The 18,810-nt window shown below is 73.4% G+C and carries 2 protein-coding genes; both read left to right on the top strand.

What is annotated here, in order from left to right; genetic code table 11:
* Entirely contained in the window at positions 1–11,781 is an 11,781-nt protein-coding gene (locus tag IE257_RS35540; protein ID WP_189973980.1) for a type I polyketide synthase, read from the top strand.
* Between the two features lie 153 nt (positions 11,782–11,934).
* Positions 11,935–18,810 (top strand): type I polyketide synthase (locus IE257_RS35535; RefSeq protein WP_189973979.1); only part of this gene is annotated, 6,876 nt, incomplete at its 3' end.

The following is an 18,810-nucleotide window of genomic DNA, read 5'->3' as shown; positions in this document are numbered from 1 at the left end:
ATGAACAACGAGCAGCAGCTCCGGGACTACCTCAAGAGGGTCAGCTCGGAATTGCACCGCACCCGGCAGCGGTTGGCCGACGTGGAAGCGCGGGGCAGCGAGCCCATCGCGATCGTCGGAATGGCCTGCCGCTACCCCGGTGGGGTCAGTTCCCCCGACGACCTGTGGCGGCTGGTGAGCGAGGAGACCGACGCGGTCGGCCCGTTCCCCGCCGACCGGGGCTGGGACCTGGACGGCCTCTACCACCCCGACCCCGACCACCCCGGCACCTGCCACGTCCGCGAGGGCGGATTCGTCCAGGACATCGCGGGCTTCGACGCCGCGTTCTTCGGGATCTCCCCGCGCGAGGCGCAGGCGATGGACCCGCAACAGCGCCTGCTGCTGGAGACCTCCTGGGAAGCCCTGGAGCGGGCCGGCCTCGACATCCACGCGCTGCGCGGCAGCCGCACGGGCGTCTTCGCCGGACTCAACCAGCAGGACTACGGTTCGCTGCTGGCCGCCTCCCCGGACGGAATGGACACCTACGGCTCCACCGGCACGTCCAACAGCGTGCTGTCCGGCCGCATCTCGTACGTCCTGGGCCTGGAGGGCCCGGCGGTCACCGTGGACACCGCCTGCTCCTCCTCGCTGGTGACCCTGCACCTCGCCGCGCAGGCCCTGCGCAACGGCGAGTGCGACCTCGCCCTGGCCGGCGGTGCCACCACGCTGTCCACCTCGGCGGTCCACGTCGCCCTGTCCCAGCAGCGTGCGCTGGCCCCCGACGGCCGCTCCAAGGCCTTCTCCGCGGCGGCCGACGGCGCCGGCTGGAGCGAGGGCGTCGGCGTCGTCGCGGTGGAGCGGCTCTCCGACGCCCTGCGCAACGGCCACCCGGTGCTCGCGGTGCTGAAGGGCTCCGCCGTCAACCAGGACGGCGCCTCCAACGGCCTGACCGCTCCGCACGGCCCGTCCCAGCAGCGGGTCATCCGCCAGGCCCTGGCCGACGCGGGCGTGTCGCCCGCCGAGGTCGACGTGGTCGAGGCACACGGCACCGGCACCTCACTGGGCGACCCGATCGAGGCGGACGCACTGCTGGCCACCTACGGCCAGGCCCGGACCGCCGACCGGCCGCTGTGGCTGGGCTCGCTGAAGTCGAACATCGGGCACAGCGGCGCCGCCGCGGGTGTCGGCGGCGTCATCAAGATGGTGCAGGCGCTGCGGCACGGCCTGCTGCCCAAGACCCTGCACGTCGACGCGCCCACGCCGAACGTCGACTGGTCCGCGGGCGCCGTCGAGATCCTCACCGAGGCACGGGCCTGGCCCGAGTCCGACGCGCCGCGCCGGGCAGCCGTTTCCGCCTTCGGCATCAGCGGCACCAACGCGCACGTCATCCTCGAACAGGCCCCCGAGCCCGCCGCCGGCACCAGCGACGACGAGGCTCCCGCCTCCGCAGCCGCCCCGCCGCTGCTGCCCTGGGTGCTCTCCGCGCGCGGAGAGACCGCCCTGCGCGAGCAGGCGCGCACCCTGCGCGCGCACCTCCTCACCCACCCGGAGCCGTCCGCCGCCGACGTGGCGTACTCGCTGGCCACCACCCGTACCGGCCTGGAGCACCGGGCCGCGATCCTCGCCGCCGACCGGGACGGCCTCCTGGAGGCCCTGGAGGCGCTCGCCGAGGACCGGCCCGCCGAGGGAGTCCTGTACGGCTCCCCGGTCGAGGGCAAGACCGTGTTCGTCTTCCCCGGCCAGGGCTCGCAGTGGATCGGCATGGGTCGCGAACTTCTCGACACCTCGCCGGTCTTCGCCGCCAAGGCGAACGAATGCGCCCAGGCCATAGAGGAGTTCGTGGACTGGAAGGTCCTCGACGTCCTGCGCGGCGAGCCCGGCGCGGCCTCCCTGGACCACATCGAGGTCGTCCAGCCCGTGCTGTTCACGGTCATGGTTTCGCTGGCGGCGCTGTGGCGCTCCTACGGAATCGAACCGGACGCCGTGGTCGGCAGCTCCCAGGGTGAGGCCGCCGCCGCGTACGTCGCCGGCGGGCTGTCCCTGCAGGACGCGGCCCGCGTGATCGCCCTCCGCAGCCGGCTGATGGCCGAAACGCTGGTCGGTAGGGGCGCGGTGGCGTCGGTGTCGCTCTCCGCCGACGAGGTACAGGACCGTCTCGGCCGCTGGGCGGGTCGGCTGGCCCTGTCCGGCATCAACGGCCCCCGTCTGGTGGCCGTCGCCGGCGAGGACGCCGCCCTGTCCGAGTTCGTCGCCGAGTGCGACGCCGAAGGGATCCGCGCCCGGATCGTCCCGGCCACCGTGCCGTCGCACTGCGCGCTGGTCGAGCCGCTGCGCGACCGGATGCGTGACCTGATGGCTCCGGTGCGCCCCCGCACGGGAGACATCCCGCTCTACTCGACGGTCACCGGCACCCTGCTGGACACCGCCACCATGGACGCGGACTACTGGTACGAGAACATGCGGCAGCCGGTGCTGTTCGCGCCCACGGTCCGAACCCTGCTCGCCGAGGGCCACCGCGCCTTCATCGAGACCAGCAGCCACCCGGTCCTGCGCCTGGGCATCGAACAGACCATGGACGCCGCAGGCTCGGACGGCGCGGTGGTGGAGACTCTGCGCCGCGACCAGGGCGGCCTCGGCCGCATGCTGACCTCGCTCGCCGCGGCCCACCTCGGCGGCGTCCGCGTGGACTGGCAGGCCGTGTTCGCCGGAACCGGCGCCCGTACCGTGGAACTGCCCACGTACGCCTTCCAGCGCACGCGCTACTGGACCGAGGTCACCGACCCCACCGGCGATGTCGGTTCCGTCGGCCTCGCACCCGTCAAGCACCCGCTGCTCGGCGCACTGGTGCGGATGGCCGACGGCGACGGCGCCCTCGTGACCGGACGGCTGTCGCTGCGCGCACAGCCCTGGCTCGCCGCGCACGGCGTGTCCGACCGGGTGATCTTCCCCGGCACCGGTTTCGTCGAGCTGGCCGTGCTCGCAGGCGACCAGGTCGGCTGCGGCCGGATCGAGGAACTGACCCTGCACACGCCGCTCGTGGTGCCCGACAGGGGTGCAGTTGTGGTGCAGGCCCATGTCGAGGCCGCCGACGAGACCGGCGCACGCGTCGTCAGCGTCTACTCCCGCCCCGAGGACGCCCTCGCCGACGTCGTCTGGACCCGGCACGCCTCCGGGCTGCTCGCCGCGGAGACCGGGACGGACGACGGGACCGGCACGCTGACCGGCACCTGGCCCCCGGAGGGCGCCGAATCCGTCGACATCACCGGCATGTACGACCGCATGGCCGAAGCCGGTTACCAGTACGGCCCCGAGTTCCGAGGCCTGAGCCAGGTCTGGCACCTCGACGGCGCGGTGTACGCCGAGGTCGCACTGCCCGCCGACCAGCGGGCCCAGGCCGAACGGTTCGGCCTGCACCCGGCGCTCTTCGACGCCGCCCTGCACTCGATGTTCACCTGGGACGGCGACGACGGCGGGGGAGTCGGCATGCCGTTCTCCTGGGCCGGCGTACAGCTCCACACGACCGGCTGCGCCCGTCTGCGCGTACGGATCACCCGTCGCGGCGAGGACGAGTTCACCGTCCTCCTCGCAGACGAGACAGGCGAGCCGGTCGCCTCCGTGAACTCCCTCGTCGTCCGCCGGATGACCGCGGCGGCCCTGCGCACCGTCCGCTCGGACGCGCTCTACCAGCTCGACTGGAGGACCGTCCGGGCCGAGGAGCCGGCACCCCGCTGCCTCGTCCTCGGTACCGACCCCCTGGGGATCGCCGACGCACTGCCCGGCACCCCGGTCCTCGGCGGCGTCGAGGAGATCCTCGCGCACCTCGCCGCCGACGGAGCCCCGGACACCGTGCTGTGGCCGGTCCGCGGCGACGGCACCCACGAGGGGGTCGGCGCCCCGGTCGTGGAGGCCCTCGCCCTCCTGCAGGCCTGGATCGCCGACGAACGCCTGGCGGACACCCGGCTCGTCGTCCTGACCGGCGGAGCCGTGGCCACCGCGACCGGCGAGGACGTGGACGACCTGGCCGCCGCCGGTGTCTGGGGACTCGTGCGCTCGGCGCAGAACGAACACCCCGGACGGTTCGGCCTCGTCGACCTCGACGACGCTCCGGAATCCCGCGCCCGGCTCGGCGCCGCGCTCGCCACCCGCGAGGAGCAGCTCGCCCTGCGCGACGGCGTGGTGCGCACCCCGAGCCTGTCCCGCTGGGATCCGGGCACGAGTGTCCTGCCGCCCGCAGACACGGCCGCCTGGCGCATCGAGAACACCCGGCCCGGCACCATCGAGGGCCTCGAGGCGGTTCCCTACCCGCGGGCCCTCGAACCGCTCGGCCCGCGCCAGGTGCGCATCGCCGTCCGCGCCGCGGGCATCAACTTCAAGGACGTCGTCGTCGCCCTCGACCTGGTACCCGGACTGACCGGGATGGGCGGCGAGGTCGCCGGTGTGATCACCGGTGTCGGTGCCGAGGTCACCCACCACCGGGTCGGTGAACGGGTCTTCGGCCTCGCCGACGACGTCTTCGGACCCGTGACCGTCGCCGACGAACGCACCATGCACCGGATGCCCACCGGCTGGTCCTTCGAAGAGGCCGCCTCCGTCGCCGTCACCTACATGACCGCCTACTACGGGCTCGTGGACCTCGGCGGTCTCGAGGCCGGACAGTCCGTCCTCATCCACGCCGCCGCCGGCGGCGTCGGCAGCGCCGCGATCCAGCTGGCCCGGCACCTCGGCGCCGAGGTGTACGCCACGGCGAGCCCCGGCAAGTGGCAGACCCTGCGCGACCAGGGCCTGGACACCGCGCACCTCGCGAACTCCCGCACACTCGACTTCGAGCAGTGGTTCATGGAGTCCACCGAGGGACGCGGCATGGACGTGGTCCTGGACTGCCTCGCCGGTGACTTCGTGGACGCGGGCCTGCGGCTGCTGCCGCGCGGCGGCCGCTTCCTCGAAATGGGCAAGACCGACAAGCGCGACCCCGCGCAGGTCGCCGAGGCCTACCCGGGCGTCGCCTACCAGGCGTACGACCTGCCCGAGGCCGGGCTCGACCGCATCCACGAGATGCTGGAGACCCTCGTCGGCCTGTTCGAGAGCGGCACCCTGCTGCCCCCGAAGATCAACCTGTGGGACGTCCGCAACATCCGGACCGCTTTCCGGGCCCTGAGCCAGGCCACCCTGGTGGGCAAGGCCGTCCTCACCATCCCCGGCGCCCCCTGGCCCACCGAGGGAACCGTCCTGATCACCGGAGGCACCGGCACGCTGGGCGGTCTGCTCGCCCGCCACCTGGTCGTCGAGCACGGCGTGACCAGCCTGCTGCTGACCAGCCGGCGCGGTCCGGACGCCCCGGGCGCCCGGGAACTCGCCGAGGAGCTGACCGCCGCCGGCGCCCGGGTGACCGTCGCCGCCTGCGACGTCGCCGACCGGGACGCACTCGCCGCCCTGCTCGCCGGCATCCCCGCGGACCGGCCGCTGGCCGCCGTCCTGCACACCGCCGCGGCCCTGGACGACGGCCTCGTCGAATCCCTGACCGCCGAGCGGACCGCGGCCGTGCTGCGGCCCAAGGTGACCGGAGCGCTCAACCTCCACGAGCTGACCCGGAACCTCGACCTCAGCGCCTTCGTGCTGTTCTCCTCGATGGCGGGCACCATGGGTGCCCCCGGACAGGGCAACTACGCCGCCGCCAACGTGATCCTCGACGCGCTGGCCGCCCACCGGCAGGCACAGGGCCTGCCGGGAATCTCCCTCGCCTGGGGCTTCTGGCAGCAGCGCAGCGAGATGTCCGGCCACCTCGACGAGCGCGACATGGAGCGCATGAGCCGCGGCGGCGTCGTGCCGATGACCTCCGCGGAAGGCCTGGCGGTGTTCGACACCGCCTGCCGCACCGACCGGGCCCAGCTGGCACCCATCAAGCTGAACCCTGCGGCGCTCGCCGGGACCTCCGGCCGGGTGGCGCCCATCATGCGGGCCCTGGTGCCGACCCCGGCCCGCCGGGCCGGCCGCCGCGCAGCGGAGACCGAGGGCGGCTCGCTGCGCGAGCGTCTGGTCCCGCTCACCGGGACCGAGCGCACGCGGACCCTCCTCCAGCTGGTCCGGTCGCACGTCGCGACCGTCCTCGGCCACTCCGACGCGGACACGGTCGGCTCGACCACGCAGTTCCGCGAACTCGGCTTCGACTCGCTGACCGCCGTCGAGTTCCGCAACCGGCTGACCAACGTCGTCGGCTTCCGGCTGCCCGTCACCGTGGTCTTCGACCACCCGACCCCCGCCGAACTCGCCGACTACATCGCCGGCGAACTCCTCGGCGACCTGGACGAGCCCGCGGCCCCGACGGCTCCGGCGGCGCCGACCCGCGCCCCGGCCGCGGCCCGCACGGACGACGAACCCCTCGTGATCGTCGGCATGGCCTGCCGCTACCCCGGCGGCGTCACCACGCCCGAGCAGCTGTGGGACCTCGTCCACGACGAGCGGGACGCCATCGCAGGCTTCCCCGCCGACCGCGGCTGGACCACCGAGGCGCCCGCCGACGCCTCCGTGCCGCAGCAGGGCGGATTCCTCGAACGCGTCGCGGAGTTCGACGCCGCGTTCTTCGGGATCTCCCCCCGGGAAGCACTCACGATGGACCCGCAGCAGCGCCTGCTGCTGGAGACGTCCTGGGAGGCGCTGGAGCGCGCCGGGATCGCCCCCGACACGCTGCGCGGCACCCGTACCGGCGTCTTCGTCGGCGCGGCATCCTCCGGCTACACCAGCCTCTTCCCCCGCGGCTCGCAGGCGCTGGCCGGATACGGCGTGACCGGCACGGCCACCAGCGTGGTCTCCGGCCGGGTGTCCTACGTCCTGGGCCTGGAGGGACCGGCGATCACCGTCGACACCGCCTGCTCCTCCTCCCTGGTCGCCCTGCACACCGCCGCCCAGTCCCTGCGCGACGGTGACTGCGACCTCGCCCTGGCCGGCGGCATCGCCGTGATGACCAGCCCGTTCCTCTTCGACGACTTCGCCAAGCAGGGCGGTCTGTCGCCCGACGGCCGCTGCAGGGCCTTCGCCGACGCGGCGGACGGCACCGGCTGGGCCGAGGGCGTCGGCATGGTCCTCGTCGAACGGCTCTCCGACGCCCGCCGCAACGGGCACCCGGTCCTCGCGGTGCTGCGCGGCTCCGCCATCAACCAGGACGGCGCCTCCAACGGCCTGACCGCCCCCAACGGCCCCTCCCAGCAGCGGGTCATCCGGCACGCCCTGGAGCGCGCCGGACTCACCGCCGCGGACATCGACGCGGTCGAGGCGCACGGCACGGGTACCACCCTCGGCGACCCGATCGAGGCCCAGGCCATCCTCGCCACCTACGGGCGCGAGCGGACCGGCGACCAGCCGCTGCTGCTCGGCTCCCTGAAGTCCAACATCGGGCACAGCCAGGCCGCCTCCGGCATCGGCGGCGTCATCAAGACGGTGCAGGCACTGCGCCACGGCGTGCTGCCCAGGACCCTCCACATCGACGAGCCGAGCACGAACGTCGACTGGACCTCGGGCGCCGTGGAACTGCTGACCGAGACCCGCCCGTGGCCGGAGACCGGCCGCCCCCGCCGCGCCGGTGTCTCCTCGTTCGGCGTCAGCGGCACCAACGCCCACGTCATCCTCGAGCAGGCTGTCGAGCCCGAGCCCGAGCCCGAGCCCGAGGCCGCTCCGGCGACCGCACCGCTTCCGGTCACCCCGCTGCTGCTGTCCGCGCACGACGAGAACGCCCTGCGCGCCCAGGCCGACCGGCTGGTCACCTGGCTCCGGGACCGGCACGAGGCACCCACCACCGACGTCGCCCACTCCCTGGCGACCGGTCGCGCCGCCCTCGAATTCCGGGCGGCGGTCATGACCACCGACCGCGAGGAGGCCATGTCCGCGCTCGCCGCGTTCGCGACGGGCGACACCCCGCAGGAGGTGCTGCGCGGCACGGCGGGGGAGGGCGCCCTCGCCGTCCTGTTCCCGGGCCAGGGCTCCCAGCGGCCGGGCATGGGGCAGGAACTGTACGCGGCCTTCCCCGCGTTCGCCCGTGCCTTCGACGAGGTCTGCGCGCACGTCGACCCGCTGCTCGGCAGGCCGCTGCGCGAAACCGTGTTCGGCGGCGGCCGGGACGAACTCGACCGGACCGCGGTCACCCAGCCCGCGCTCTTCGCCCTCGAAGTGGCCCTGTTCCGGCTCCTGGAGTCCTGGGGCGTGGTCCCCGACTACCTCCTCGGCCACTCCGTCGGCGAGATCAGCGCCGCCCACGTGGCGGGCGTCCTGAGCCTCGCCGACGCGTCCCGGCTCGTCACCGCCCGGGGCCGCCTCATGCAGGCGCTCCCCGCGGGCGGCGCCATGCTCGCGGTACAGGCCGAGGAGCAGGAGGCCGCCGCGGCCATCACGGCAGTCCTGGGCGACCGGGCGCACACCGTGGACATCGCGGCCGTCAACGGCCCCCGCTCGGTGGTGCTCTCCGGCGCGGCCGAAGGCATCACGGCCCTCACCGCGCACTTCGCCGGGGTGGGCCGCCGGATCCGCGCGCTCAGCGTCAGCCACGCCTTCCACTCCCCGCTGATGGAGCCGATGCTCGAGGAGTTCGCCGAGCTGGTCGACGGGCTGACCTTCGCCCCGCCGAAGATCCCCGTCGTCTCCAACCTCACCGGGGCCGTCCTCGGTGCCGACGAGATCGCCGACCCCCGCTACTGGGTGCGGCACGCCCGGCACACCGTCCGCTTCGCCGACGGCATCGGCGCCCTCGCCGACGCGGGCGTCACCGGCCTCCTGGAACTCGGGCCGGACGCCACCCTCACCACGATGGCGGAGGACTGCCCCGGCCTCCCCGAGGAGGGAGTACGCACCTCACTGCTGCGCCGGGACAGGCCCGAACCGCAGACACTCCTGACGGCCCTGGCCGCGGCCCACGTGCACGGCGTCACCGTCGACTGGAACGCCGTCTTCGAAGGGACCGGTGCCCGGCCCGCGGACCTGCCGACGTACGCCTTCCAGCGGACGGCCTACTGGCCCTCCTCGTCCGGCACCGAACGCGGCGACGTGTCCTCGGCCGGCCTCGAGACCACCGGGCACCCCCTGCTGGGCGCCATGGTCAGCCAGGCCTCCGGCGGCGACGTCCTGTTCACCGGCGAGATCTCCCTGACCGCCCAGCCCTGGCTGGCCGACCACCGGATCCTGGACTCCGCGCTCTTCCCCGGCACCGGCTTCCTGGAGCTCGCCCTCTGGGCGGGCGACCGGCTCGAAGCCGGCCACGTCGAGGAACTCGTCGTGCTCAGCCCGCTGATCCTGCCCGAACACGGCAGCGTCGCCGTGCAGGTCGCCGTCGGCGAGGCCACCGAGGCGGGACACCGTCCCGTCGCCGTCTACTCCCGCCCCGCCACCGGGGCCGCATGGACCAGGCACGCGGAAGGACACCTCGCCGCCGGCCCCGTCGGGGCCCGGGAAGCGGAACGGCTCTCCGTCTGGCCTCCCGAGGGGGCCCAGCCGCTCGACCTGACCGGCTTCTACCCCGCCCTGGCCGCCTCCGGGACCTCCTACGGCCCCGTCTTCCAGGGCCTGACCGCCGCCTGGCGGCTGGACGGCGACGTCTACGCCGAGATCACCCTGCCCCCGCAGGCGACCGACGACGCCCAGGCGTTCGGGGCGCACCCCGCACTCCTGGACGCGGCCCTGCACACCCTCGCGTTCCTGCCCTCCGCGCAGGACTCCAACGGCCCCTTCCTGCCGTTCTCCTGGCGCGAGGTCTCCGCCCACCAGCAGGGATCCGGCAGCTGCCGGGTCAGGCTCACGGCAGGCGACGGCACCGACGAGGTGGCGGCGAGCCTGTGGACCGGCGACGGCAGCCCCCTGGCGACCGTCGGCGGCCTCAGCCTCCGCACGGTCTCCCGCAGCCAGCTGGGCACCACCGCCACGTCGTCCCTCTACCGGGCGGACTGGACCGCCGCCCCGGCCGGGGCACCGATCGGCGCTCCGGCCCTGCACTGGGCCGTGGTGGGACAGGAGTCGGCCGAGGCCGACCACTACCCTGACCTCGCCGCGCTGCGGCAGGCCCTCGCCGACGGCGCGCCGGTACCGGACAACGTCCTGGTCACCTGTGCCTCCCCCGCCGCGGATCCGGACGCCGCCGCGGCCCGCACCGCCGTCCACACCGCGCTCGACCTCGTCCGCACCTGGACCGAGGAGGAGCTGTTCGACAAGTCGACCCTGGTGCTGTGCACCCGGGGCGCCGTCGAGGCACTGCCCGACGAAGGCGTACGCGACCTGGCCCACAGCCCGGTGTGGGGCCTCGCGCGCAGCGCCCAGCTCGAACACCCCGGCCGGCTCTTCCTGGTCGACCTCGACGCCGGCAGCACCCTCCCGGACCTCGCCCAGGCGCAGGCGCTGACCAGGGTCGACACCACCGACGCGGCGCAGTTCGCGATCCGCGACGGGGTCGTCCTCGTCCCGCGGGTGGTCCGGCACGGCGTGGACAGCGTGCCCCGCGCCGATCAGTGGCCGGCCGACGGCACGACCCTGATCACCGGTGCCACCGGCATGATCGGCGCATTGCTGGCCAGGCACCTCGTCCGCGTGCACGGTGTCCGCCACCTCGTGCTCACCTCCCGCAGCGGCTCGGCCGCGCCGGGAGCGGTCGACCTCCAGCGCGAACTGACGGCGGAGGGCGCCCATGTACGGGTGGTCGCCTGCGACGCCGCCGACCGGGACGCCCTGGCCACCGTCCTCGGCACGATCCCCGCGGACGCACCCCTGGTAGGGGTGGTGCACGCGGCCGGTGTCGTGGACGACGGCCTGCTCGGCTCGCTCACCGGCGACCAGGTGGACCGGGTCCTGACCCCCAAGGTCGATGCCGCGGTGAACCTGCACGATCTCACCGCCTCCTTCGACCTGCGCGCCTTCGCGGTCTGCTCCTCCCTCGCGGGTGCGCTGGGCGGCGGCGGACAGGCCGCGTACGCCGCGGCCAACGCCTACCTGGACGCCCTGTGCAGGCAGCGGCGGGCCGACGGCCTGCCCGCGCTCGCGCTGGCCTGGGGCCCCTGGGAGAGCAGCGGCGGCATGACCGCCCAGCTCGAAGAGGCCGACCTTCGGCGCATCGCCCGGGCCGGCATGACTCCGCTCACCCCGGCCGAGGGCATGGAACTGTTCGACGCGGCACACGCCGCCGGAGAACCGGTCCTGCTGCCGTTCCACTTCGAGCCCGCCGGGCTCTCCTCGGCCGACCGCGCCGCCCTGCCGGAGGCGCTCAGGGCCCTGGCTCCGCAGCCCCGCCGCCACACAGGGGTACCCGTCGCCGGACCCTCGGCGCTGCGCGAACGCCTCGGGCGCCTCGCCCAGGACGACCGCGTCGCCGCCCTGGAGACCCTCGTACGCACCGAGGTGGCCTCCGTCATCGCCCTGCCCTCGGCGGACGCGGTGCCGGTCACCAAGGCGTTCAAGAGCCTCGGCTTCGACTCCCTCATGGCGGTCGACCTGCGCAACCGGCTCACGGCGATCACCGGCGTACGGCTCTCCGCGACCCTCGTCTTCGACCACCCCAACACGAGGGCGCTCGCCGCACACCTGCTGGCCGGCCTCGACCTGGGGGCCGTCGCCGAGGCCGACCCGGCCCTGCTCGCCCTGAAGGGGCTGGAGAGCGCCGTGCGCGCCCTGAAGCCCGGGGACGGCGACAGGGGAGCCATGGCGACCCGCCTGCGGGTCCTCCTGTCGACGCTGGAGGAGAGCACCGCGGACGAGGACGAGGACGGCGAGATCGACCTCGACTCGGTGAGCGCCGCGGAGCTCGTCTCCCTGCTCGACGACGAGTTCGGCCTCTCGTGACGGACTGAAGTACAGGGGCCCAGGACCACGAGCACCTCCAGGAAATAGGGGTGCTCGTGGTCCTTGTCTGGGGCCGGGGTGCGCCCCCCGGCCCCATAGCCTGAAAAAAGCCGTGCCCGGCGCGTTGACGCAACATTCAAGTGGGAGTTGAACATGGACAGTTCCATCTCGGAGGTCGTTGACGCGCTGCGGGCCTCGCTGCTGGAGAACGAGCGTCTCCGGCAGCAGAACCAGCGGCTCACGACGGCGTCCGCGGAACCCCTCGCGATCGTCGGTATCGGTTGCCGCTACCCCGGAGGCGTCCACGACGTCGAGGGCCTCTGGCAGCTGATCACCGAAGGCCGCGACGCCATGACCGGCTTCCCCGCCGACCGCGGCTGGGAACGCTGGGACGTACCCACCGCCCGCACCGGCGCCTTCCTGCACGACGCCGGCAACTTCGACCCGGACTTCTTCCGCATCTCGCCCCGCGAGGCCAAGGCCATGGACCCCCAGCAGCGGCTGCTGCTGGAGACGTCGTGGGAGGCGCTCGAGCGGGCCGGGATCGACCCCGCCTCACTGAAGGGCAGCCGCACCGGCGTCTTCGTCGGCGGCGCCCCCCAGGAATACGGCGCCCTGGTGATGAACTCGGCCGAGGGCGCGGGCGGCTACGCACTGACCGGCGCCCCGGGCAGCGTGCTGTCCGGCCGGATCTCCTACGCCCTGGGGCTGGAAGGTCCCGCGGTCACCGTGGACACGGCCTGCTCGTCCTCGCTGGTCGCCCTGCACCTCGCCATCAAGTCCCTGCGCACCGGCGAGTGCGACCTGGCGCTGGCCGGTGGCGTGCTGGTGCTCGTCACCCCCTCGATCTTCGCCGAGTTCGCGGCGACCGGCGGTTCCGCCGGCGACGGCCGCTGCAAGGCGTTCTCCGCCGACGCCGACGGCACCGGCTGGGGAGAGGGCGCCGGTGTCCTCGCGCTCCAGCGCCTCTCGGACGCCCGCCGGGACGGCAACCCGATCCTCGCTGTCATCCGCGGATCGGCGGCGAACCAGGACGGTGCTTCGAACGGTCTGAGTGCCCCGAACGGTCCTTCGCAGCAGCGGGTGATCCGGCAGGCCCTCGCCAACGCCGGACTGTCGGCGGCCGACGTGGACATGGTGGAGGCGCACGGCACGGGCACGACGCTCGGCGACCCCATCGAAGCCGAAGCCCTGCTGGCCACCTACGGCCAGGACCGCCCTGCCGACCAGCCCCTGTGGTTGGGAACGCTGAAGTCCAACATCGGACACACCCAGGCCGCCGCCGGCGTCTCCGGCGTGATCAAGGCCGTGCTGGCCCTCCAGCACGGCGTCCTGCCCAAGACCCTCCACGTCCAGGAGCCGACGCCGGAGGTGGACTGGTCCTCGGGCGCGGTGGAGTTGCTCACCGAGGCCCGTCCCTGGCCGGAGACGGGCCGTCCGCGTCGTGCGGGTGTGTCGTCGTTCGGCATCAGCGGTACCAACGCGCACGTCATCCTGGAGCAGGCTCCCGAGGAGGAGCCGGCGGAGCCGGCCGCCGATGCGGGTCGTCCCGCACTGAGCGGGCCGGTCCCGTGGGTGGTCTCCGGCCGGAACGAAGCCGCGCTGCGCGACCAGGCCGCACGGCTGGCCGCGCACCTCGCCCAGAACCCCGGCCTCGACCCCGTGGACGTGGGCCTTTCGCTGGCGGACACCCGTTCGGCGTTCGAGCACCGGGCCGTCGTCCTGGGCGGCGCCCCGGACGCGCTCGTCGCGGGCCTGCGGTCGGTCGCGGACGGCGGCGAGGGCAGCGGTGTGGTGTCCGGCCGCACCAGCACCGGCGGTGCCGTGTTCGTCTTCCCCGGCCAGGGCTCGCAGTGGCTCGGCATGGCCGCCGAGCTGGCGGACGCCTCGCCGGTCTTCCGGGCCCGACTTGCGGAGTGCGAAGAGGCGCTGAGCCCCCTCGTGGACTGGTCGCTGCTCGCGGTGCTGCGCCAGGAGCCCGGCGCTCCGTCCTTCGACCGGGTGGATGTGGTCCAGCCGGTGCTGTGGGCGGTGATGGTCTCGTTGGCTGCGGTGTGGCGTTCGTTCGGTGTGGAGCCTGCCGCGGTGATCGGGCACTCCCAGGGCGAGGTCGCGGCCGCGTGCGTCGCCGGTGGCCTCTCCCTGGAGGACGGCGCCCGGATCGTGGCCGTGCGGTCGCGTCTGGTGCTGGAGAAGCTGTCCGGGAAGGGCGGCATGGTCTCGGTGTCCCTCCCCGTCACGGACGTCGAGGAGCGGATCGCTTCCTTCGACGGCCGGATCGGTGTGGCTGCCGTGAACGGGCCCGCCTCGGTGGTGGTCTCGGGTGAGCCGGGTGCCCTGGATGAGCTGCTGGCCTCCTGCGAGGCGGAGGGTGTTCGGGCCCGTCGTATCGCGGTGGACTACGCCTCCCACTCCGCCCAGGTCGACGCCCTCAACGAAGACCTCCTGCGTGAGCTGGCCGACATCAGCCCGCGGTCCTCACCCGTCGCGTTCTATTCGACGGTGTCGGGTGAGCGGATGGACACGGCTGGTCTGGATGCCGGGTACTGGGTACGGAACCTGCGGGAGCGGGTGCAGTTCGAACCGGTCACCCGCCTGCTGGCCCAGAGGGGCAACTCCCTCTTCATCGAGTCGAGTCCGCATCCGGTGCTGACGATGGCGGTGGCCCAGACCGGTGACGCGGTGGATCGTCCGTTGGTGACGGTGGGTTCGCTGCGGCGTGAGGAGGGTGGCGCGGAGCGCTTCCTGACCTCGCTGGCCGAGGCTTATGTGGCGGGTGCTCCGGTCGACTGGAAGCAGCTGTTCACCGCGGGCAACCGGGTGTCCCTTCCGACCTACGCCTTCCAGCACCAGCGCTACTGGATCGACGACGCGGTGATCCCCGGCCAGGGCACGGCGGTCGACCCGGTCGACGCGGCGTTCTGGGGTGCGGTCGAGCGCGCGGACGCGGCGGGTGTGGCGGAGCTGGTGGACGGTGGCGCGGTCGACGCGTGGGAGCCGGTGGTTCCGGCGCTGTCGGCGTGGCGCAAGGGCCGTCGGGAGCGTTCCGTTCTGGACTCGTGGCGATACCGCACGGTGTGGCGTTCGGTGAGTGTTCCGTCGTCCGGCCGTCTGGCCGGGACCTGGCTGCTCGTCTCCCCGGGTGATGACGCTCCGGTGGAGCAGGTCGGGGACGCCCTCGTGGCGGCCGGGGCCGAGGTGGTCGTTCTCGTGGCCGGGGCGGATGCGGACCGTGCGGCGCTGGCCGCGCGGCTCGCGGAGACTCCCGACGCAGCGGGCGTCGTCTCCCTCCTGAGCTGGGACGAGGAGAACGGTGCGGAGCGCACCGTGGCTCTGGTGCAGGCGCATGTGGACAGCACTGCGGCGGCGCCCCTGTGGGTGCTGACGCGGGGTGCCGCGGCGGTGGGTGCGGATGATGTGCTCCGGCCGGCGCAGACGCAGGTGTGGGCGCTGGGTCAGATCGTGGGTCTGGAGCAGCCGGGTACGTGGGGTGGTCTGGTCGACGTTCCCGAGGTGTGGGACGAGCGGGTGGCCGCCGGGTTCACGGGTGTTCTTTCCGCGGGCGAGGGTGAGGACCAGGTCGCGGTCCGGTCGTCGGGTGCGTACGCCCGTCGTCTGGTCCGTGCGCCTCTCGGGGCGAACCCGGGTCTGGTGCAGGACTGGAACCCTCGGGGCACGGTCCTGGTCACGGGTGGTACCGGTGGTATCGGTGCCCATTTGGCGCGTTGGCTGGCGAAGGACGGTGCGGAGCACCTCCTGCTGCTGAGCCGTCGTGGTGAGGCGGCCGAAGGCGCCGCCGAGCTGGCGGCGGAACTGCGTGGCCTGGGCGCCGAGGTGTCGGTCGTGGCGTGTGACGTCACCGACCGCGACGCGCTCGCCGCGATCATCGAGGCCGTTCCCGCCGAACACCCCCTCACCGCCGTGTTCCACACCGCAGGCATATCCGGCTACGCCGAACTCGTCCAGGCCACCCCCGAACACTTCGACGAGATCCTCTCCGCCCGGGTCCGCGGTGCGCGGCACCTGGACGAGATCACATCCGAACCGGGCGTCGAGCTGGACGCGTTCGTGCTGTTCTCCTCCGGTGCAGCGGTCTGGGGCAGCGCGAGCAACGGCGCCAATGCCGCCGCGGGTGCGTTCCTGGACGGTCTGGCCCGCGAGCGCCGGGGCCGCGGTCTGACCGCGACCTCCGTCTCCTGGGGCGGCTGGCAGGGCACCGCGATGGCCGAAGGCGACACTGCCGAGCAGCTGCTGCGCCGTGGCGTGCGGCTGCTCGACCCCGCCCAGGCGACCCTGGCCCTGCGCCAGGCGCTGGAGCAGGACGAGACCTCGCTGACCGTCACGGACATGGACTGGGAGCTGTTCACCCCGGGCTACACGATGGCCCGCCGACGCCCGCTCATCGAGGACATTCCCGAGGTCGGGCAGGCCCTGGACAGGACCGCTGCGGGCGGGGACGTCCTGGACCCGACGGGTGTCGGCCTGCGGGAAACCCTCGCCGAGATGGGCGAATCCGAACAGCGGACCCTGCTGCTGGAACTGGTGCGCGGCGAGGCCGCGCAGGTGCTGTCCCACGGGTCCACCGCAGAAATCACCGCGGGCCGCCCGTTCCGGGACCTCGGATTCGATTCGCTGACGGCGATGGACCTGCGCAACCGGCTGAACCGGGCCACCGGCCTGCGGCTGCCCGCCACCCTCGTCTTCGACTACCCCACCCCGAACCAGCTCGCCACGCACCTCCACACCGAGCTGACCGGTGGCCCGGCGGCCATCGGCGCCGTGGCACCCGCCGGACGCCCGGCCGACGACGAGCCGCTCGCCATCGTGGGCATGGCCTGCCGCTACCCCGGCGGGGTGCGCGGGGCCGGTGACCTGTGGCAGCTGGTCGTCGAGAACCGAGACGAGCTCACGGAGTTCCCCACCGACCGAGGCTGGGAGCGCTGGGGCGCGCCGGCAGTCGGGCGGGCCGGATTCCTGCACGAGGCGGGCGAGTTCGACGCCGCGTTCTTCGGGATCTCGCCGCGTGAGGCGGCCGCGATGGACCCCCAGCAGCGGCTGCTGCTGGAGACCTCGTGGGAGGCCGTCGAGCACGCAGGGATCGACCCCTGGTCGCTGCGCAACAGTGCGACCGGTGTCTTCGTCGGCGGCGGGCCGCAGGACTACCCCACGGTCCTGATGAACTCGGCCGAGGCCGACAGCGGCTACGGCATGACCGGCGCCCTCGGCAGCATCATGTCCGGCCGCGTCTCGTACGTGCTCGGGCTGGAGGGTCCCGCCGTCACGGTGGACACGGCCTGCTCCTCCTCGCTGGTCGCCCTGCACCTCGCCGCGCAGTCCCTGCGCAACGGCGAGTGCGACATGGCGCTGGCGGGCGGCGTGACGATCATGGCCACGCCGGGCGCGTTCGCCGAGTTCGACAATCTCGGCGGCATGGCCGGCGACGGCCGGTGCAAGGCGTTCTCCTCGGACGCGGACGGCACCGGCTGGGGCGAGGGTGTCGGCATGATCGTGGTCGAGCGCCTTTCGGACGCGCGCCGCAACGGTCACGAGGTCCTGGCCGTCCTGCGCGGCAGTGCGATCAACCAGGACGGTGCTTCGAACGGTCTGAGTGCCCCGAACGGTCCTTCGCAGCAGCGGGTGATCCGGCAGGCCCTGGCCAACGCCGGACTGTCGGCGGCAGACGTGGACATGGTGGAGGCGCACGGTACGGGTACGACGCTGGGCGACCCGATCGAGGCGCAGGCGCTGCTGGCCACCTACGGCCAGGACCGCCCTGCCGACCAGCCCCTGTGGCTGGGCTCCGTCAAGTCCAACTTCGGGCACACGGGCGCGGCGGCGGGTGTGGCCGGCGTGATCAAGTCCGTGCTCGCCCTGCGCGAAGGACTGCTGCCCAAGACCCTCCACGTCCAGGAGCCGACGCCGGAGGTGGACTGGTCCGCCGGCGCCGTGGAACTCCTGACGGAGAACCGCGCCTGGCCGGAGACGGGCCGTCCGCGTCGTGCGGGCGTGTCCTCGTTCGGCATCAGCGGTACCAACGCGCACGTCATCCTGGAGCAGGCTCCCGAGGAGGAGCCGGCGGAGCCGGCCGCCGATGCGGGGCGTCCCGCGCTGAGCGGGCCGGTCCCGTGGGTGGTCTCCGGCCGGAACGAAGCCGCGCTGCGCGACCAGGCCGCACGGCTGGCCGCGCACCTCGCCAAGAACCCCGACATGACCCCGATGAGCGTCGGGCATGCGCTGACCACGACCCGCTCGGCGTTCGATCAGCGCGCGGTGGTGGTGGGAAGCACCAGCGACGAACTCGTAGACGGCCTGCGGTCCATCGCCGAGGGAACCAACGCACCGACCGTGGTCCGTGGCAGCTCCTCGGCCAGTGGTGTGGTGTTCGTGTTCCCGGGTCAGGGTTCGCAGTGGGTCGGTATGGGCCGGGAGTTGTGGGATTCGTCTGCGGTGTTCGCGGAGTCGATGGTGGCGTGTGAGCGTGCGCTGTCGCCGTTGGTGGACTGGTCGCTTCGGGATGTGGTGTTCCGTGAGGCGGATGATCCGCTGTGGGGCCGGGTGGATGTGGTCCAGCCGGTGCTGTGGGCGGTGATGGTCTCGTTGGCTGCGGTGTGGCGTTCCTTCGGTGTGGAGCCTGCCGCGGTGATCGGGCACTCCCAGGGCGAGGTCGCGGCCGCGTGTGTGGCGGGTGGCCTGTCCCTGGAGGACGGTGCCCGGGTGGCCGCGGTGCGGTCGCGTCTGGTGCTGGAGAAGCTCTCCGGCAAGGGCGGCATGGTCTCCGTGTCGCTGCCCGTCGCGGACGTCGAGGAGCGGATCGCTTCGTTCGACGGCCGGATCGGTGTCGCGGCCGTCAACGGACCCGCCTCGGTGGTGGTCTCGGGTGAGCCGGATGCACTGGATGAGCTGCTGGCCTCGTGTGAGGTGGAGGGTGTTCGGGCGCGTCGTATCGCGGTGGACTATGCCTCCCACTCCGCGCAGGTGGATGTCCTCAATGAGGATCTGCTGCGTGAGCTGGCGGACATCAGCCCGCGG

This window comes from Streptomyces avidinii (assembly GCF_014650695.1).
Lineage (GTDB): Bacteria > Actinomycetota > Actinomycetes > Streptomycetales > Streptomycetaceae > Streptomyces > Streptomyces avidinii.
Note: the sequence above shows the minus strand (reverse complement) of the source record. Positions and strands in the feature narration are given on the sequence as shown.

Excerpts from the sequence above, each read along its gene's own strand:
- IE257_RS35540 (WP_189973980.1), top strand. The coding sequence starts at position 1 with ATGAACAACGAGCAGCAGCTCCGGGACTACCTCAAGAGGGTCAGCTCG.